13 protein-coding genes are annotated in these 16,209 nt (G+C 66.9%); 8 read left to right on the top strand and 5 right to left on the bottom strand.

All coding sequences use genetic code 11. From position 1 onward, the window contains the following. Positions 1–216: 216 nt before the first annotated feature. Positions 217–897: a hypothetical protein gene (locus BLQ73_RS29410; protein ID WP_143020504.1), complete on the bottom strand. Its 681-nt coding sequence runs from the start codon at positions 895–897 to the stop codon at positions 217–219. A 97-nt stretch (positions 898–994) separates the two neighbouring features. On the opposite strand from BLQ73_RS29410, the gene BLQ73_RS29405 reads away from it, so the two are divergent. The 5 genes from BLQ73_RS29405 to BLQ73_RS29385 all read left to right on the top strand — a co-directional run bounded on the left by BLQ73_RS29405 (position 995) and on the right by BLQ73_RS29385 (position 8,087). Continuing rightward, positions 995–2,782 (top strand): ABC transporter ATP-binding protein, encoded by a 1,788-nt coding sequence (locus BLQ73_RS29405; RefSeq protein ID WP_093175873.1) that lies wholly within the window; start codon positions 995–997, stop codon positions 2,780–2,782. Next, complete coding sequence (locus tag BLQ73_RS29400) at positions 2,779–4,560, top strand: ABC transporter ATP-binding protein (RefSeq protein WP_093175871.1); 1,782 nt, start codon at positions 2,779–2,781, stop codon at positions 4,558–4,560. The genes BLQ73_RS29405 and BLQ73_RS29400 overlap by 4 nt, the downstream gene beginning before the upstream one ends. After that, entirely contained in the window at positions 4,557–5,564 is a 1,008-nt protein-coding gene (locus BLQ73_RS29395) for an ABC transporter substrate-binding protein (protein WP_093175868.1), read from the top strand. Before BLQ73_RS29400 ends, BLQ73_RS29395 begins: the two co-directional genes overlap by 4 nt. An 83-nt stretch (positions 5,565–5,647) precedes the next feature. Continuing rightward, a complete protein-coding gene (locus BLQ73_RS29390; RefSeq protein ID WP_176955757.1) occupies positions 5,648–6,031 on the top strand; it encodes a carboxylesterase family protein in 384 nt (127 codons plus the stop codon). A gap of 1,597 nt (positions 6,032–7,628) precedes the next feature. Next, positions 7,629–8,087, top strand: coding sequence for an NUDIX domain-containing protein (locus BLQ73_RS29385; protein ID WP_176955756.1), 459 nt, complete (start codon positions 7,629–7,631; stop codon positions 8,085–8,087). 28 nt (positions 8,088–8,115) lie between these two features. On the opposite strand, the gene BLQ73_RS29380 is transcribed toward BLQ73_RS29385, so the two are convergent. Beyond that, positions 8,116–10,413: a 2Fe-2S iron-sulfur cluster-binding protein gene (locus BLQ73_RS29380; RefSeq protein ID WP_218126083.1), complete on the bottom strand. Its 2,298-nt coding sequence runs from the start codon at positions 10,411–10,413 to the stop codon at positions 8,116–8,118. Between the two features lie 94 nt (positions 10,414–10,507). Here BLQ73_RS29380 and BLQ73_RS29375 point away from each other — a divergent pair, with 94 nt between their 5' ends. The 3 genes from BLQ73_RS29375 to BLQ73_RS29365 all read left to right on the top strand — a co-directional run bounded on the left by BLQ73_RS29375 (position 10,508) and on the right by BLQ73_RS29365 (position 13,232). Further along, the gene (locus tag BLQ73_RS29375; protein WP_093175859.1) at positions 10,508–11,437 is read left to right on the top strand and encodes a LysR family transcriptional regulator; all 930 of its coding nucleotides are present in this window, start codon (positions 10,508–10,510) and stop codon (positions 11,435–11,437) included. Between the two features lie 157 nt (positions 11,438–11,594). Next, entirely contained in the window at positions 11,595–12,212 is a 618-nt protein-coding gene (locus BLQ73_RS29370; protein ID WP_093175856.1) for a TetR/AcrR family transcriptional regulator, read from the top strand. 159 nt (positions 12,213–12,371) lie between these two features. Beyond that, complete coding sequence (locus BLQ73_RS29365; RefSeq protein ID WP_093175853.1) at positions 12,372–13,232, top strand: alpha/beta fold hydrolase; 861 nt, start codon at positions 12,372–12,374, stop codon at positions 13,230–13,232. A gap of 125 nt (positions 13,233–13,357) precedes the next feature. Here the strand turns inward: BLQ73_RS29365 and BLQ73_RS29360 are convergent, their stop codons facing one another. The 3 genes from BLQ73_RS29360 to BLQ73_RS29350 all read right to left on the bottom strand — a co-directional run bounded on the left by BLQ73_RS29360 (position 13,358) and on the right by BLQ73_RS29350 (position 16,039). After that, a complete protein-coding gene (locus BLQ73_RS29360) occupies positions 13,358–14,194 on the bottom strand; it encodes an ATP-binding protein (RefSeq protein ID WP_218126081.1) in 837 nt (278 codons plus the stop codon). Between the two features lie 336 nt (positions 14,195–14,530). Further along, a complete protein-coding gene (locus tag BLQ73_RS29355) occupies positions 14,531–14,797 on the bottom strand; it encodes an AAA family ATPase (protein WP_245691542.1) in 267 nt (88 codons plus the stop codon). A 118-nt stretch (positions 14,798–14,915) separates the two neighbouring features. Then, positions 14,916–16,039, bottom strand: a protein-coding gene (locus BLQ73_RS29350; RefSeq protein ID WP_420820048.1) for an IS3 family transposase whose coding sequence is annotated in 2 segments (ribosomal slippage) — positions 14,916–15,826 and positions 15,826–16,039 — 1,125 coding nt in all. Because the reading frame shifts where the segments join, the coding sequence is not laid out codon by codon here. Between the last annotated feature and the right edge of the window lie 170 nt (positions 16,040–16,209).

The following is a 16,209-nucleotide window of genomic DNA, read 5'->3' as shown; positions in this document are numbered from 1 at the left end:
GGGGTGGCCGACGACCTGCTGACCGAGGCGGCGCGCGCACTGAGGGAGCCCTACTGACATGCCGGCGCAACCACCTCCCGCCCGCCACGACGGCACGCCTCACCGGGTGCTGCTGCCGAAGGGCTTCTTCCTGTGGCGTGTGCACAACCGAGCGCAGGGGCCCGCGGACTCCGCCGCCGTCGAAGGTAATCGTGCTCCGGCCGTACCGCGCCGTGGTCAGCCATCCCGCCCCTCGCCCCTGAACGGCAACGCTTCGTTCTCGGGCCGGGCGGCGATGCCGTCGAGGAGGATGGCGAGTTTGCGCCAGAGGTGGTCCTTCGGGGCTGCGATGATGCGTTCGACGGCGGCGCGGACGTCGGGTGAGTAGCGTGCCAGGGATTCCGTCATGGCGGCGGAGAGCCGTTCGGGGTGGCGGGGGTCGTGCAGGCGGGCGATCTGGGAGGCGCCGTCGTGGATGAGGTCGATCACCGCGTCGACGGCCAGCACCGCTTCGTCCAGGTCGAATCCGAGTGAGACGAGTCCGCGGACGAGCTCTTCGAAGCGCCGGCCGGCCGCGCCTGCGAGCCCTGCGCCGCTTTCCGGCAGTAGTCCCGCGTAGCGCTGAAGCAGGTCGAAGCGTGTGGCCGCCTCGGTTTCCAGGTAGGTGCGCCAGCCACCATCAAGCGGTGGGAGGGGTGTCGCGCTGAAGACCGTCTCGACGGCGGCGACGATCAGATCGTCGAGGCTGTCGATGTAGCGGTAGAGGCTGCCGGGGGCGGCGTTGAGCACGGCCGCGACGGCGTTGACGGTGACCTGTTCGATGCCGAGGTCGATGGCCGCATTGATGATCTTCTGCCGGCTGAGCCGTGGTTTGGGGCCGGGGCGAAGCCCAGGTCGTGAAGATCCGTCAGGTTGCACGAAACGAGCGTAACGCGTCACCCCCACGGGAGCACCGGGATTGCAAATCCGATTTGCCATTGCCTAAGGTGTGCCTAACCTTACTGAAGGGGGAGGTATGTGGAAGGCCCTACGGCGGGCGCAGCACGTGCGGCAAGGCGCTGATCCGGCCGCGTTCCACGAGATCGTCGCTCCGGTTGCAGGTCGTCTGAGAGTGGCGCTCGCACTGCAGGTCGCCGCCACCGCGTTGGGCCTGGCACCGTTCGCGGGCATCTGGATGATCGCCAAGGAGGCGGTCGAAGGCGCCGCCGATCCCGCTTGGGTATGGGGGTGGGTCGCCGTCATCGCCGGCGCCGCCGTCACGGCGTTCGCCGTACGGCTGGCGGCCTACACGATCAGTCACCGCGCCGACCTCGCCATCGCGGCGCGGCTGCGGCTGCGGATCGCCGACCACCTGGCCCGCGTCCCGCTGGGCTGGTTCACCACGGGAGCGGCCGGGCGCAGCCTTGACGCCCTGCACAACGACGTCGGCGACCTGCACGCCGCCGTGGCGCACGGCCGGCTCGACGCCGCCGCCGGACTCGTGGCGCCCCTGCTGGCCCTCGGCTGGCTCACGGCCGCAGACTGGCGGCTCGCCCTCGTCGTCGCCGTCCCCGCCGCGCTGTCGTTCCTGCTGTATGTGCGTTCGCTGTCCGGCGCGGAAGAGCGCATGCGCCTGGTGCCGATGGGCATCGTGGCCGTCACCGAGGCGGTCTCGGCACTCGCTCGCGACCTGACCACCCTGCGCGTGCTGAGCGGCAAGGGCGCGCGGCCTCCCGAGTCCGGCGTGCACGCGGCAGCCGACCAGCTGCGGGACGGGCTGCGTACGGCCATCGCCGAGCAGGAGGAACGCGGCGGCCGGGCGAACGCCCTCATCTCACCCGCGCTCACCCTGGCCCTGGTGTGCGTCGCCGGCACCGCCTTCGTCGCGCTGGGCTGGACGGAGCCCGTCAACCTTGTGCTCTTCCTGCTGCTGGCCGTCACCGTGTCGGGAACGCAGCGGATCGCGGAAAGCGGCGCATCGTTGCGCGTGGCCTACGCCGCCGCGCACCGGCTGCGCGCGATCCTGCACCTGCCCACGCTGCCGCTGCCGGCCGAGTCCGCCGCACTCAACGGCGACCGCGTCGAGCTGCGCGGAGTGGGTTTCAGCCACGAACCCGGGCACCCCGTGCTGCACGACGTCGACCTCACCCTTGAGCCCGGCACGATGACCGCGCTGGTGGGGCCCTCGGGAGCGGGCAAGTCGACGCTGGCGGCGCTCGTGGCCCGATTCCACGACCCCGACACCGGCTCCGTGCGGTTGGGCGGGGTGGACGTGCGTGATCTGGCGACCGCCGACCTCTACCGCACCGTCGGGTTCGTCCTGCAGGAAGCGGTACTGCTGCGCACGACCCTGCGCGACAACATCCGGCTGGCCGTGCCTGACGCCGACGACGTCCGGGTCGCGGAGGCCGCCCGAGCGGCCGGTGTGCACGAGCGCATCCTCGCGTTGCCGCGCGGCTACGACTCCGTCGCGGGAGACGACGCCCATCTGTCCGGCGGGGAGCGCCAGCGGGTGGCCATCGCCCGCGCTCTCGTGGCCGATCCGCGTGTGCTCGTTTTGGACGAACCCACTGCCCATATCGACCCCGAGGCCGAGGCCCACATTCAGAACGCGCTCTCGAATCTGGCGGCCGGCCGTACCGTCCTGGTCGTCGCCCACCGGCTGGCCACCGTCACCGGTGCCGACCAGATCGCGGTCATGGACGGTGGCCGGATCGTTCAACGCGGACGCCACGAGGAGCTGCTCGCCCGCGAGGGCTTGTACCGCGACCTCTGGCGGGCGCTGGAGGGTGAGCCCGAGACCACCCCGGCGGCCACACGATGATCCGCGCCCTTTTCGCGATCCTGGACGGGGCCGGTGCCCGCAACAACCGTCGCCATCTGGTCCGTATCACGGTGGTCGCGCTGTTGGAGGGCCTGTCCTACGGGCTGACCCTGCCCGTGGTCGACGCCCTGCTGCGCGGCGACCCGGCCCTCGCGTGGTGGCTGACGGCCCTCGTGGCCGTCGCGCTCGCCACTATGGCCGCGCGCCGCCGCCAGATCACCGGCGGTGCCGCGACCGCGATCGACACCATCCACTCCCTGCAGCGGCGTCTGGCCTCCCATCTGGCGGCCCTGCCCGTCGGCTGGTTCACCCCCACCAGGACCGCATCGCTGCCCCAGACTCTCGTCGCCGGATCGATCGCTGCCGGGCGCGGCGTGCCGTACCAGTTCATTTCGCTGCTGGGCGGCGTCATCACGCCCGCCGTGGTGCTGGGCGTGGCCGCGCTCGCCGACTGGCGCCCCGCGCTGGTCATGCTGCTGTCGGCGCCGCTGCTGTACGCGGTGTACCGCCGTACGACCGCTGCCCTGGACGCGGTGGAAGGACGCACGCACGCCGCCGACGCCGAAGCCACCGCCCGTGTGATCGAATTCGCCGAAGCCCAGCCTGTGATTCGCGTCTGCGGGGCGCAGGGCCTCGGCCGCGCGCTGCTCACCGACGCCCTCGACGGCCTGGACCGGGCCCGCCGCCTCGACGTGACCCGCGAGATCCTCGCCCGCGCCGGGTTCGGCGTCGCCGTCCACCTGGCCGTGGCCGCGGTCATCGCCGCCACGGCCTGGGCGCTGCTGCGCGAACCCACTCAGGTCGCCCTGCTGGTGGCACTGCTGATCCTCAGCGTGCGTTTCGCCGAACCGATCGCGACCCTCGGCGATGTGGCCCGCGACATGCGCGCCGGGCGCACCCACCTCGCCCGTGTCGGCGCGCTGCTGTCCACACCGCCGCTTCCCGTCGCGAACCCGTCCCTGCCGCTGCCCGTCGGCGGGCTCGACCTCACCTTCCGTGACGTCGCCTTCGCCTACACCGCCCCGGCGTCGGACGCCCCGGTCGGCCCGCCTGTCCTCGACGGGTTCGACCTGCACGTGCCCGCCGGGACGACGACCGCGATCGTCGGCCCCTCCGGCGCGGGCAAATCCACCGTGCTGCGGCTGGCGGCCCGCTTCGCCGACCCGTCGGCGGGGCAGGTGCTGCTGGGCGGCGTCGACGTGCGCGACCTCGATCCCGACACCCTGTACGGCGCGCTGGCCGTCACCCTGCAGGATGTGCTGCTCACCGAGCACACCATCAGGGACAACATCCTCGTCGGCCGTCCCGACGCCGATCAGGCGTCCCTCGATCGTGTGGCCGCGCTGTCGGGTGTGGACGAGATGATCAACCGGCTGCCGCGCGGCTGGGACACCCCCGTCGGCGATCGGGGAGCCGCGCTGTCCGGCGGCGAGCGCCAGCGGGTGGCGCTGGCCAGAGCCGCCCTGCAGGACAGGCCGGTGATCCTGCTCGACGAGGCGACGGCCGCTTTGGACCCCGTCAACGAACGCATTGTCGCCCGCTGGATCGCCGGGCTGTCCGGCCACGCGACCCTCCTCGTCGTCGCCCACCAGTTGCACACGATCGCCGCGGCCGACCAGATCGTCGTCCTCGGAGACGACCCGCCCGGCCGCATCGCCGAGCACGGAACCCACGACGAACTGATGGCCCGCGGCGGCCGCTATGCCCGCATGTGGGGGATGCGCACCGCCGCAGCAGGCTGGCGACTCAACCCCCGTTCCGAAGGAGCCCGATCATGACCCCCCGCCCGCTCATCCCCGCCCTGGCCCTCGCCCTCGCCCTCGCCCTCGCCGGCTGCGGCGCACCATCCAGCGGCACCGCCTCGTCGGCCGGGAGCGCGCCTGCCGCGTCCGGCCCACCGAGCGCCGAGGGGTTCCCCGTCACCGTGACCCACGGGCTGGGCACCACCACCATCCCGCACAAGCCCCGGCGCGTGGTCGCCCTCGGCTTCGCCGACGCCCAGATCGCGGCCGCCCTCGACGCCCCCGTCGTCGGCGTGGCCCGCAACCCCTCCGCCAAGGACGGCAACTGGCCCGGTGTGACTCCGCCCTACCCCGCCGCCCTGCAAAGCCTGGACTCCCTGACCCCCAACCTCGAACGCGTCGCCGCGCTGAAGCCGGACCTCATCCTCATGACCACCGCCCAGCCGGCCTTCGGCTCCGCCTACGCCCGGCTGTCGACGATCGCGCCGGTGATCCCCTACAAGAACGAGTTGCTGCAGGACTCCGGCGACGACCTCACGCTCATGATCGGCCAGGCGCTCGGCGAAAGCGCCAAAGCCACCGAGCTGGTGGCCCGTTCGCGGGAACGTCTGGCGGCTTTCGCCGCCGAGCATCCCACGCTGAAGGGCAAGAAATACGTCTTCGGCCAGCAGTACAGCGGAAACATCTACATTGTCGCGGCTCCCGACGGGCCCTCCGCCGCCTTCTTCAGTGCACTCGGAATGAAACAGCCCGATGAGCTGGCCGCACTACCCGTCCAGCAGGGGGGCGCCGGACAACTCTCCGAGGAGCGCCTCGACCTACTCGACACCGCCGACGTCGGATTCTTCGGCGTCTACACCGACAAGGAACGCGCCGAATTCGAAGGTCGACCCCTTGCCTCCTCCCTCGACCTGGTCAAGAAGGGCAACCTGCACTACGTGACGCTCGACGACGCCAGCCTGCTGCTCGGGCCCAACCCCGCTGTCACCGAAACGCTGCTGGAACGGCTACGCCCCGCCCTGGAGAAGATCGCTCGCTGACATGCACCGTCTCCCGCTGGACCTCTCCCCGTTGCGCGGTCGAGGGCGTATGACTAAACATCTACGGATGGTTCTGCACGTCGGTGGGAACCAGCCAGAACATTGCGAAGTGTGTCCCCAATTACATTTTTGAGTTCTCCGAAGAGATCGATCGCACCAAGCCCGCGCATGTGAACTTCCCGCCGGGCGCGTATCACGGATCGGATGTCCCCTATCTGTTCGACCTTAAGGGGCGGATAGCCCCGTTCGACGAGACGCAGGTGCGTTTCTCCGAGAAGGTCATCAAGTACTGGACAAACTTCGCTGCCAAGGGCAATCCCAACGGTTCTGGACTGCCGACGTGGTCGAAAGGCACTGTCCGCAAGGGGTACGGCCTGAGCCTGGACTCCGACGGACGTGGGATTAGGCCAGTCAACCTGGTTAAAGGCCATCAGTCTGAGTTCTGGGATGAGTTGTATCCCCAGTGAGGAGTATTCCTTGCCCGGGGTTCATCTCGGCTGTTAGAGGCGTCGGCCATATGGGGTTTCGGTCGGCTTACGGACATGGTGAGAGGGGAAATGCATTGACGGTAGACGGCACGTCTTGTACGGCAAAGCCGTCGCCGTCCTGCTTGCCCCGCTTGATGGGCCAGGCGGGATATCTCCTCGTGGAACCGGTTGTCCGGCGGTTCGCGGGGCGGGACGGCGGCCCTCGCCGATCGGGGCCCGGTTCTGTCCGTGCTGTGCCTGTGCCGTACCCGTGCTGCGGTGGAAGGGGCGGTGGCGAACGGCCGGGGGCGGCCAGGGAGTGCGGTTCCGGCGATGTCCGGAGGTTTCATGCCGATCGGAGCCGCCAAAGGGGTGAAGTTCCGGAGACTTGCCCCGGTAGGCCGGTTCTTCCGTCCGGTTCTCGGGGCACTCCAAACAACGTCCGGGTGAAAATAAATCCGGCGGGTAAGAAGGAAAAGACTTGCTGTCGGCTTGAGCGTGAGTTAGCTTTTGAAGGGTCGGCTGAGTGAGTCGTTATTCATCCCTGGTTCTGGTAGGTCGACCGACTTGGTTGATCAGATATATGACCTATCGGAGTCGTCTCATGTCGTGATCTGGAAATCGGCTGGGCGGCGCGTGATGGCGAACTATTCGCATCGGCATTCTCCGTCTCGTTTGGCGGTCCGCGGCCTCCACATCATGAGCGAATATTGACCGCCTCTCGCGGTCGGATTCAAGAAACGATCAAGGCCGGTGCGGTCGCCGTTGATTGATGGATGCGTCCCTCGCTCCGCATATCGCATCACCGGCCGCGTTGTTTTCGTGTTTTCATCTGTTTCGTCGAAAATTTCGATGTCAATCCGCTCTCAACGTCGCCTGTGAGTTTCGCGGACACGCCCCCCTCGCCCAGCGGCACACAAAGCCGCACACAAGACCCCGGCCCGGGACCATGGCGGGACCCCCGGCAGGACGTCGCCCGGAGCGCCCATCGCATCGATCGGGCCCACGCTCCGGCGAACCCCTGGCGACCTGCCGCCGTGTTGCGTCCCGGGCCGTCCCGCCCCGAGGCGCCGCCTGGACCCGCGGCCGGACCGGGCGGCGCCGGGGCGGTAGGGGAGGCCACCGAGGCACGGACCGTGAACACGCCGGTCCGCCCCGACGGTGGCCTCCCGACCGGTGGCGCCGCGCCGCCGCCGAACGCCGACCCGCAGCCTGCGTCCTGCCCTCCACCCCGGCCTTCCGCTTTGAACAGCGTCCCCGCATTCGGCGGGCCCCGGTACCCGGTGGCCTCGTACCTCACCCACGAGGCGGCGAATATGCTGTCGGTAACCGGGGCCTGACGTTTGGTAAGTGTTTTCCGCCGGGCTTCCCGGGGTTTTCGGAGTTTCCCAAGACTTCCAGCCCGGGGAGAGGGCATGACACGAAGTCATAACGAATGCAGTGAAACGGGACGGTAACCATAAAAGCACCTTGACGGTCGTCGCCCTGCGTCACACACTCAGAATTGAGAAAGTTTCCTTTCAGTTACTCGGCTCCAACGCAGAGTTGGCGGAGAGGACCGCCAAGGTCAGGAAACGGGGTTATCGGGGTGAAGTCAGTGTTGGACTATGTCCGGCAACCGCAGACGGAAGCCGTCGATCTCACAGACTCCCTTCCCAGCGCATCGGTGGTCGTCACCGATCAGGAAAGACGCATCCTGCTGATCAGGGGCGAAAGCGACACCGGATGGCGATTCCCCGGGGCGTTCCCGGCGTCGGGGGAGACGTTCGAAGAGGCCGTCCGCCGAGAACTCGCCCACGACTCCGGAGTGGAAATCGGCGAACTGGAACTCCTCGGCGTATGCTCCGGGCCCGACTACTTTCACGTCTCACCCGGCGGCTGCCGCGTCTTCGCCGTCACCGCCGTATACACCGCCAGAATCATCTGTCGCGGGCAGGCCGACCTGCCTTTCTTCCCGCTGGCCGACCTGCCCTTGGATATCCAGCCCGCCGAACGCCCGGTCCTCGCCGCCTACGTCACCGCTTTGAGTCGGCTCGACATCTCCTCGGCGGCCTAGGGCCGGCGGGCCGGCGTGTACGGTCCCCTCACGAGGTCTCGGACTCGCCGATGTCGACGCTCACCGAAGAACGCGGGTAGCCGACGCAGGTGAGCACATAGCCCTGCGCTTGCTGCTCGGACGTGAGGGAGTTTGGCTGTGCCATCTGCACTTCGCCCTTGACGAGTTTCACCATGCATTCGCCGCAGTTTCCGACAGTGCAGGAGTAGGGCATGGGCAGGCCGGCGGCGAGGCCGGCGTCGAGGAGGGTGCCGCCGGACTCGACGTCGACGGTGCCCATGTGTTGTCCGTCGCTGTCGACGGCCATCGAGTGCCGGCCGGTCTCGATCCGCGTCAGCTCACCGACCGGCCTGGTGAAGCGCTCCTCATGGATTCGGTCGGGTGTGACGCCGAGGCCGGTAAGAGTGTCTCGGACGCCGTCCATCATCGGTTCAGGCCCGCAGACGAAGAAATGCGCGCTTCCCGATGGTTCCAACTCGTCCAGCTCGCGACGCAGGGTTTCGGGAGTCAACCTGCCGGTTCCGCCCGTCCATGTCGCGGAGGGCTGTGTCAGTACATGACGGACAGTGAGGCGGTCGGGGTGCCGGTCGCACAGCGCCGACAGTTCGTCGGCGAAGATGACGTCGTCCTCGGTGCGGTTGCCGTAGATCAGGGTGAGTCGGCTGTGGGAGTCTGCGGCGAGCAGCGTGCGGATGACGCTCATCATCGGGGTCACGCCGCTGCCCGCGGCCAGCAGTACAAGCTCACGGGCGGTCGGCGGTGGGGACTCGACGTAGAAGCTCCCGGAGGGGCCGAGGATGTGCAATCGGTCGCCTGGCCGCAGGTCGCGATTGAGGTAGGTGGAGAACGTGCCGTCCTGCACACGTTTGGCGGTGATCGCGAGCCGCGTGGTTCCCGGCGCCGACGACGCCGAGTAGGCGCGGCGCAGCGTGCGCCCGTCGATCTCGGCGACGAAGGTGAAATACTGACCGGGCTTGAAGCGGAAGGGCGTCCCCGATTCGTCCTCGACGAGTACGGTGACCGCGTTGGCGGTCTCCCGCACCACCTCCACCACGCGCACTTCTCGTAGCCGCATGCTCGGGCTGCTGCGCGCGTTCTCCGGCCGCTGCGACGGTCGGCGGCCCAGCCGTTCGAGAAGGCGCCGAAGGCCGTACCGACGGCCGCCCGACACACCGGCGGAGTCCCGACGCTCTTCCGGTTGATAGCCCTCCTTCTTGAGCTGCATGCGGTAGCCGGCGTTGATCAGCAGTCGGGTGAGCCGGGGGAAGGCCGCGAGCGGCTTGAGCAGTGAAGGGTTCGGTGCCCCGGGTGTGGGCGTGGCCTTGGTGGTCGCGGCATGCTTGGCGGCAAGGACCATCAGATCCGGTACGGTGCTCCGGTCGATGTGGGACGACCGCTGCCAGACATGGGACCGCGACAGCGCCTCGTTGTCGATCACCTCGGCGGACTCGACGTCGATGACCAACGCGGCCTGCGGTGCCGCTCCCTTCAAGGCCATCGTGGACAGCAGCGCCGGGTCATCGGTGATGGAGGCGGTACCGCTCAGGTGCAGCACGTCGGTTCGGCCCGGGATGACAGCGGCCAGCGCGATGCGGTTGTCCGCGAGCACGTTGTGGAAGGTGTCGGCCCGTTGGTTTCCCTTGCGGTCGGGGATGGCGAGCGTCCGGCCGTCCAGGATGCGCACGAAGCCGGCCTGGTCGCCCCGAGGGCTCGTGTCGCTCCCACCCTCGCTGTCCCACGTGGAGATCACAAGGAACGGTGACGCGGCCAGGAAATCGGCGATCTGGGGTCGGTGCAGCACCATGCCGTCGCCGTCGCCGTCGCCGTCGCCGTCGCTGTCGCGGAGTGCGGCACCCTTTGTCGGCATGGGTGACTGCTTGCCGTGCCACAGTCCCGATCGCAGGATGCAGCGCGCGCAGTGCACGTAGGCTTCTTCGACGCCGACACGGAGCTTGGATTCCGATCGCGCCACAGAGCCGTTGAGGCGGAGTGTTTCGCCGATTCCCGGCAGGAAGAATACAAAGGAGACCCCACTGCCTTCGGCGGGGCGGTGCAGCCCGTCAGGCAGCGCGAACGAGATGTGTTTGGGTGACTCCACGTGCATGAATCCGGGTGTGCCGCCAACGAAGGTGGCGGTCCGGAAGTCGTTGTCCTGAAACCCCTGAAACCCGAAACCGGCGATCGGCGAGTGGGCCAGCACACTGCGGCATCCCTCGTCGAGGCTGTCGAGCTGCTTCATCGTCACCATAAGGGAAGGGCGGCCGACGATCGCCTCGATGTGATCGACGCTGGCGACTCGGCGTGTTGAGGTTGGTGCAGTTGTCACATTAACGAGCTTATTTGCCGTTATGTGAGCCGTTTGAGACATTGTTGGATATGATTTGAGACCTGAAAAGCATCATTAATCGAAGGTTGCAACGATGGAACTTCGCCACCTGCGCTATTTCGTCGTGCTCGCCGAGGAGGAGAATTTTCATCGCGCCGCTGAGCGGCTGCATGTGTCCCAGTCCCCGTTGAGTCGGCAGATGCGAGATCTGCAGGCCGAGCTTGGCATCACGCTGATCGAGCCCTCCGGTCGGGGCGTGCGGCTGACGACGGCCGGCCGTTTCTTCGCCGAGAAGGCCCGAAGGATCCTGGCCGGTGTCGACACTGCCGTCCACGAGACATCGCTCGTGGCACAGGGAAAGATCGGAACGGTCGCGATCGGTTTCGAGACCGGGAGAGCTTATTTCGACACGCTCGGAACGATCGTGGCGACGTTCCGCCGCCGTCGGCCTCTGATCGCCCTGCGGCTCACGCCGATGAGCAGCGCCGAGCAATGGGAGGCGCTTCACGCAGGGGAGATCTTGTTCGGTTATGGCAACTACCCGCCGAACGACCGGTCGCTGCACTACGTCGAAGTCGCCCGCGACCGGCTCGGCGTCGTGCTGCCCCCCGACCACCGGCTCGCCACACGGTCGTGGCTGAAGACCGCCGACCTTCGAAGCGAACCGGTACTGCTGCAGCCCCGTTCGCTCTATCCGCGGCTCTACGACGACATCATCGCGGCCATGCGCAGGCACGACATCGTTCTCGACGTGGTGGCCGAGGTGTTCGACCTCGAAGCCCTGCTCACCCTGGTCACGAGCGGCGACGCCATAACCTTCGGTCCCGAGAAACAGATCCCGCTCTTGCTGTTGGGCAACGCGGTCTGGCGACCCGTTGTCGATCTCGACGTACAAGTGGCCGAGATCGGGATGTGGCGCCCGGAGGACGCTGACACGCCCCTGTTGCGCCCTCTCATCGACATCGTGAACGAGACGCGCGTCAGTATCAACGGTGGCACGGACACGACCGTGAGCGGCGGGTGACCGCGTTGCCTTGGGTGCTGCGGCGAAGCTCAGGTCTTCGAGAAGCCTGCGTGACCGTCAGGCTCAAGGTGACCAGGCCGGCGGTTGGCCGGTTTGACGGGGAACCAGGAGAATAGGTTAACCCGGGTTCACATTGCTGTTGTAGAGGAGTAGGTCAGTGGCAAAGTCCGATGAGTTGGAGTCGCTCATCAACCAGGGGCGCAAGCACGGGGTGCGCAAGCGGGCCATTCTGCTGGCGGCTGCCCGGCTCTTCGTGGAGCGAGGCTATGTCGACACCGGGATCGACGACATCGGGGCTGCGGCGGGCATCTCCGGGCCTGCGGTCTATCGGCACTTTCCCGGCAAGCAGGCGATTCTCCTTGCCTTGGTCGAGCTGTCGGTGGAGCGCCTGCGGGAGGGGACGCAGGCCATACTGGCCGATCGGGAGCGGGATCCGCGGGAGTCGCTGTCCGCCCTGGTGGATTGGTTCGCCCGGTCATCTGTGGAGAATCCAGATCTGAACCTGATCTTGCAGGGGGAGCTGCTGGGGCTGCCGGTGGGGGACCAGCGGCGGCTCACCCGTCAGATACGACAGGTGCGTGAGGAATGGGTCGGCCTGCTGCTCGAAGCGCGACCGGAGCTGTCCGACCTTGCGGCGCGAATCGCCGTCACGTCCGTCATGGGGATGGTGACGCCGGTGCTCGCCGCCCGGCTGAGTGGTGACGTTCGCACGTTGAGTGTGCATCTCAAGGCGCAGATGCTTGCCGTACTGCACGTCCGGATCGAAGAAGGCTGATCCACAAAAAGTTAACCATCCTCTACGTTTCTGTCCTAGAGTGGCTCTTGGGAATGAGGCGTGCCCACGCCGTGCGGCCCAGGATGTCTGCCCTTGCGCGGAAGGCCGGAGCGGTGTGTCGCCTCAACGTGTCTGAGCGCGAAGGAAGGGCCGAACGCGATGGAACGTACAGTCGAGGTCAACGGGATCCACCTGTGGTGCGAGACGTTTGGAGATCCGGCCGATCCCGCGATACTGCTCGTGATGGGCCTCGGTGCCCGAGCTTCCGTTTGGCCCGATGAGCTGTGCCGGCTCCTCCAGGAGAGTGGGCGCTATGTCATCCGCTATGACAACCGGGACACGGGACAGTCCGGCCGTGTCGACTTCGATGCTCAGCCGTACACCACGATCGACCTGGCTCAGGACGCGGTCGGCCTGCTCGACGGATTGGGTATCGGCACTGCCGACGTGGTCGGCGCGTCGATGGGCGGCATGATCGCCCAAGAGATGGCGCTGCAACATGCCGACCGGCTGCGCACCCTGACGCTCATCATGTCGAGTGCCGAGCCCATCGATCCCGAGACCAGCAATTTCCGCGGCACGCCGCGGGACCCGCAGTTGGCCGCCTGGGATGCCGAGCAGATCAGCAACCCGCCCACCACCCGGGAAGAGCACATCCAGGCGCAGCTCAAGCTGGCCCGCCTGCTCTCCGGACGGTTGGCGCCGTTCGACGAGGCCGCCACGCGCGCGATCATCGAGCGGCAGATCGAGAGCGCCGCCTCCGCGGGCCACGCCGCAAAGAACCACATCCTCGCGATCTTCGCCTCGCGTGACCGCTCCGGGCTCGTCGGTTCGATCACCGTCCCGACGCTGGTGATGCACGGGACGGACGACGTGATGGCGCCCATCGCCCATGGCAAGGCACTGGCAGCCGCGATTCCCGGCAGCGAGTTCATACCCATCGAGGGAATGGGACACAGTTTTCCGCCGCCCGCGGTTCCCGTCATGGCCGACGCGATCCTCCGGCACACCGAGCGGTAGTCCGCGACCTCCGCAGGCGAACCGGCTTGACGAGGGGCGACTCCGAGGTGGTGAGTCAGTCCTCCGAGCACGGATGACCGAGGCACCTCAGTCGAGGGTCGCAAGTTCTTTCTGAGAAGGTGTGGTTACTCGACGGCGGTGCGGGTCCCGCCGCCGTGGCGAGTGACTCTGGGTCGGAGGAGTACCTTGACGGCCTGTCGGGTGAATGCGTCCTCGGTAGCCGTCCCAGACCAGACAAATGCCTCCCCCGGCATAAGCGCAGCCAGCTTCGCCGGACTCAGATCCGCTAAGGCCGTTTTTGCCTTCTGGAGGTGCTTCAGCCACGCCGGCGAGGTGAACTTGTGCAGGATCACGTGGCTGGAGAGCTCTATAAGTGAGATCGGCACTGAAGGAGGGTCCTGGCTGGCGATAAGGACACTCATCCCCTTGTGTCGCATCTCCCGGACGCTTTCGATGAGCCCGTCCACGAGATCGGGGCTTTCGATGTACTTGTGAGCTTCATCGAAGACGACCAGCTTGTTGAAGCGTTTGCCGTTGACCTGGGCGTCTGCGAACAACTGCATCAGCACGACGAAGAGTCCGAGCGCCTCGTCCTTCTCGATAAACTCGTCGCGTAGGTCGACGATGATCACTCGTCCGGGTCGTACGAGTGCCTTTACCTGGGCACCGTCGTCGATGTAGTCCGCGGCGAGGTCGAGGCGCTGCTGGGCGAGCTGTTTGAGGTTGTCGGAGAGGGCGGAGTCCTCGACGGCCTGCCTGATGACGTCCAAGCGCAGGTCGCGACGATGGGCTCTCATGATTCGCTGCAGTTGCCGGATGTAGGTCGACTGATTGCCGATGGCGCCCATGAGGAACCGCCAGTGCTCCGCGCGAAGCTCGTTGGAGCTGAACTTGAGCGGCAGGACTTCGATCCGGGCGTGTTCGGCGCGGCGTTGCTCCAGGTGATCCTCTGGAACGAGCATGATCACATCTTCGAGCGCGGCGGGTCCACGCCTCGGTGAGACACCGGGTGACATGCTTATGGATGGCGTCCGCACCGGGGCTGCCCACCCAGTCGGCGTCGAGCATCACCACGGCTCTGCGGTGTGTCCGCTCGAACGGGCGGAGATATTCGCGGGCTATGCCGTACACGCCGGGATCTCTGGTCTGTGCGACGAAGACGTCCTCGCGAGGGTCGAAGGAGAACGGTCCGCACCCAAGGCTCCGGTGGAACTGCGGTCGGTTGAGGAAACCGAGGAGCAGTTGCTCCATGCCGCCGTCGGCGAGGAGGAACACCACGTCACGCGCCGCGGGGTTCGTCACGACAGCACTCCCGCCGCGAAGAGCGAGCCGAGATCGAGGCCGCCGCGCCAGTCGACCAGGCGAGGGTGCTGGTCGCCGCGGATGACGGCGACGCTGCCGTCGGGGTTGAGTCGGGCGGCGAGAACTTCGGAGAGTTCTGTGTTGGCCAGCACGATCGGGGAGTGGGTGGACACCCAGACCTGCGAGTCGTACAGGGTGCTCAGCGAGCGCATCACCGTTTCGATCGCGCGAGGGTGGATGCCGTTCTCCGGTTCTTCGGTCACCAACAACTAGGCAGGACATTTTCTCCGAGGTAGGGGAGAATCGTGAGAGCGAGGATCCGCAGTGTGCCGTCGGAGTGAGGGGCCCCGGAGATTCCGGACAGCGTCTGGTGGCTCTGACCTACGCTGCGGACTGCTCAGTCAGGTACTGGTCTTCGACTTCCTGCGGAGTCCGATATCCGAGTCCTGAATGCAGGCGCCTGCGATTATGGAACCCTTCGATGTAACGGACAACCTGACGGCGCGCCTTGTCTCGCGTGCTGAACGTGAAGCGATTGAGCCATTCGTTCTTCAGAACGGAGAAGAACGATTCGGCCATCGCGTTGTCCCAGCACACCCCGGTCCGGCCCACGGATTGCCGCATACCCATCCGGCTCAGCTTCTCGCCGAAGGCTTCCGAGGTGTAGTTCGAACCGCAGTCCGAGTGGAAGACGGCACCGTCCCCAATACACACATTGACCGCGGCCATATCCAGCGCAGCCTCGACGAGCGACGTCTTGTAATGATCGGCCATCGCCCAGCCGACCACCTTCCTGCTGCAGCAGTCGATGACCGTCGCCAAATAGAGAAACCCTTCCCAGGTCGGTATATAGGTGATGTCGCCGACGAACTTCGTCCCCGGCGCATCGGCCGAGAAATCCCGCCGCACCAGGTCGGGGAGGCGATGACGTGCATCCGCGTGAGGGGTGGCCGGCCTCCACGGCGCCGGCCGGCAGGCGACCAGGCCCAGCTCGCGCATCAGCAGCCGGACCGTCTCCACGCTTACCTCCTCGCCCCGGCGCAGCAGTTCCGCCTGCACCCGCCGATACCCGTATGTCTCATGGCTGTCCTCGAAGACGACGGCAATCGACGCTTTTAACCGTTCACGCCGCTCAGCGGTCGCCGACATCGGGCGACTGCGCCATTCATAGAATCCCGACCGCGACACCTGCAGCCATCGGCACATGTCGACAATCGCGTGGTCAGCCTTCTCCGCGTCGATAAGCTCGTATTTAGCCGTTACCGATTCTCGGCCGCGAAGAAGGCAGCCGCTTTTTTCAGGAACGCGACTTCCTCGCGGAGCTTGCGGTTCTCCCGCTCCAGTTCGATTTCCCGCTCGCTCCTTGCGCCGCCATTCTCGGGAGCGGCAGGCGCCACGCCTTCATGCTCGCGCCGCCACGCTTTCACCCAGTTGTGCAAGGTGGTGTCATGGATGTCCAATTCTCGGGCGATATGCGTAACCGGACGATCCCCGTCCAGCACCATGCGGACGGCCTCGTCCTTGAACGCCTGCGAGTAAGGGCCTTTACGCCAACTACTGCTTCCTTCCGCTCACCCCAACCCTAGATGAGTAGTTCCGAATGGTCAGTGGTCATAGGCAATCAAGGAGCGTGTCACGGGCTGACCACTGCGATGGTTGTGCCAGATCGCGACCG

This window comes from Sinosporangium album (assembly GCF_900100605.1).
GTDB classification, from domain to species: domain Bacteria; phylum Actinomycetota; class Actinomycetes; order Streptosporangiales; family Streptosporangiaceae; genus Sinosporangium; species Sinosporangium album.
This window is presented reverse-complemented; position numbering and strand designations above follow the sequence as displayed.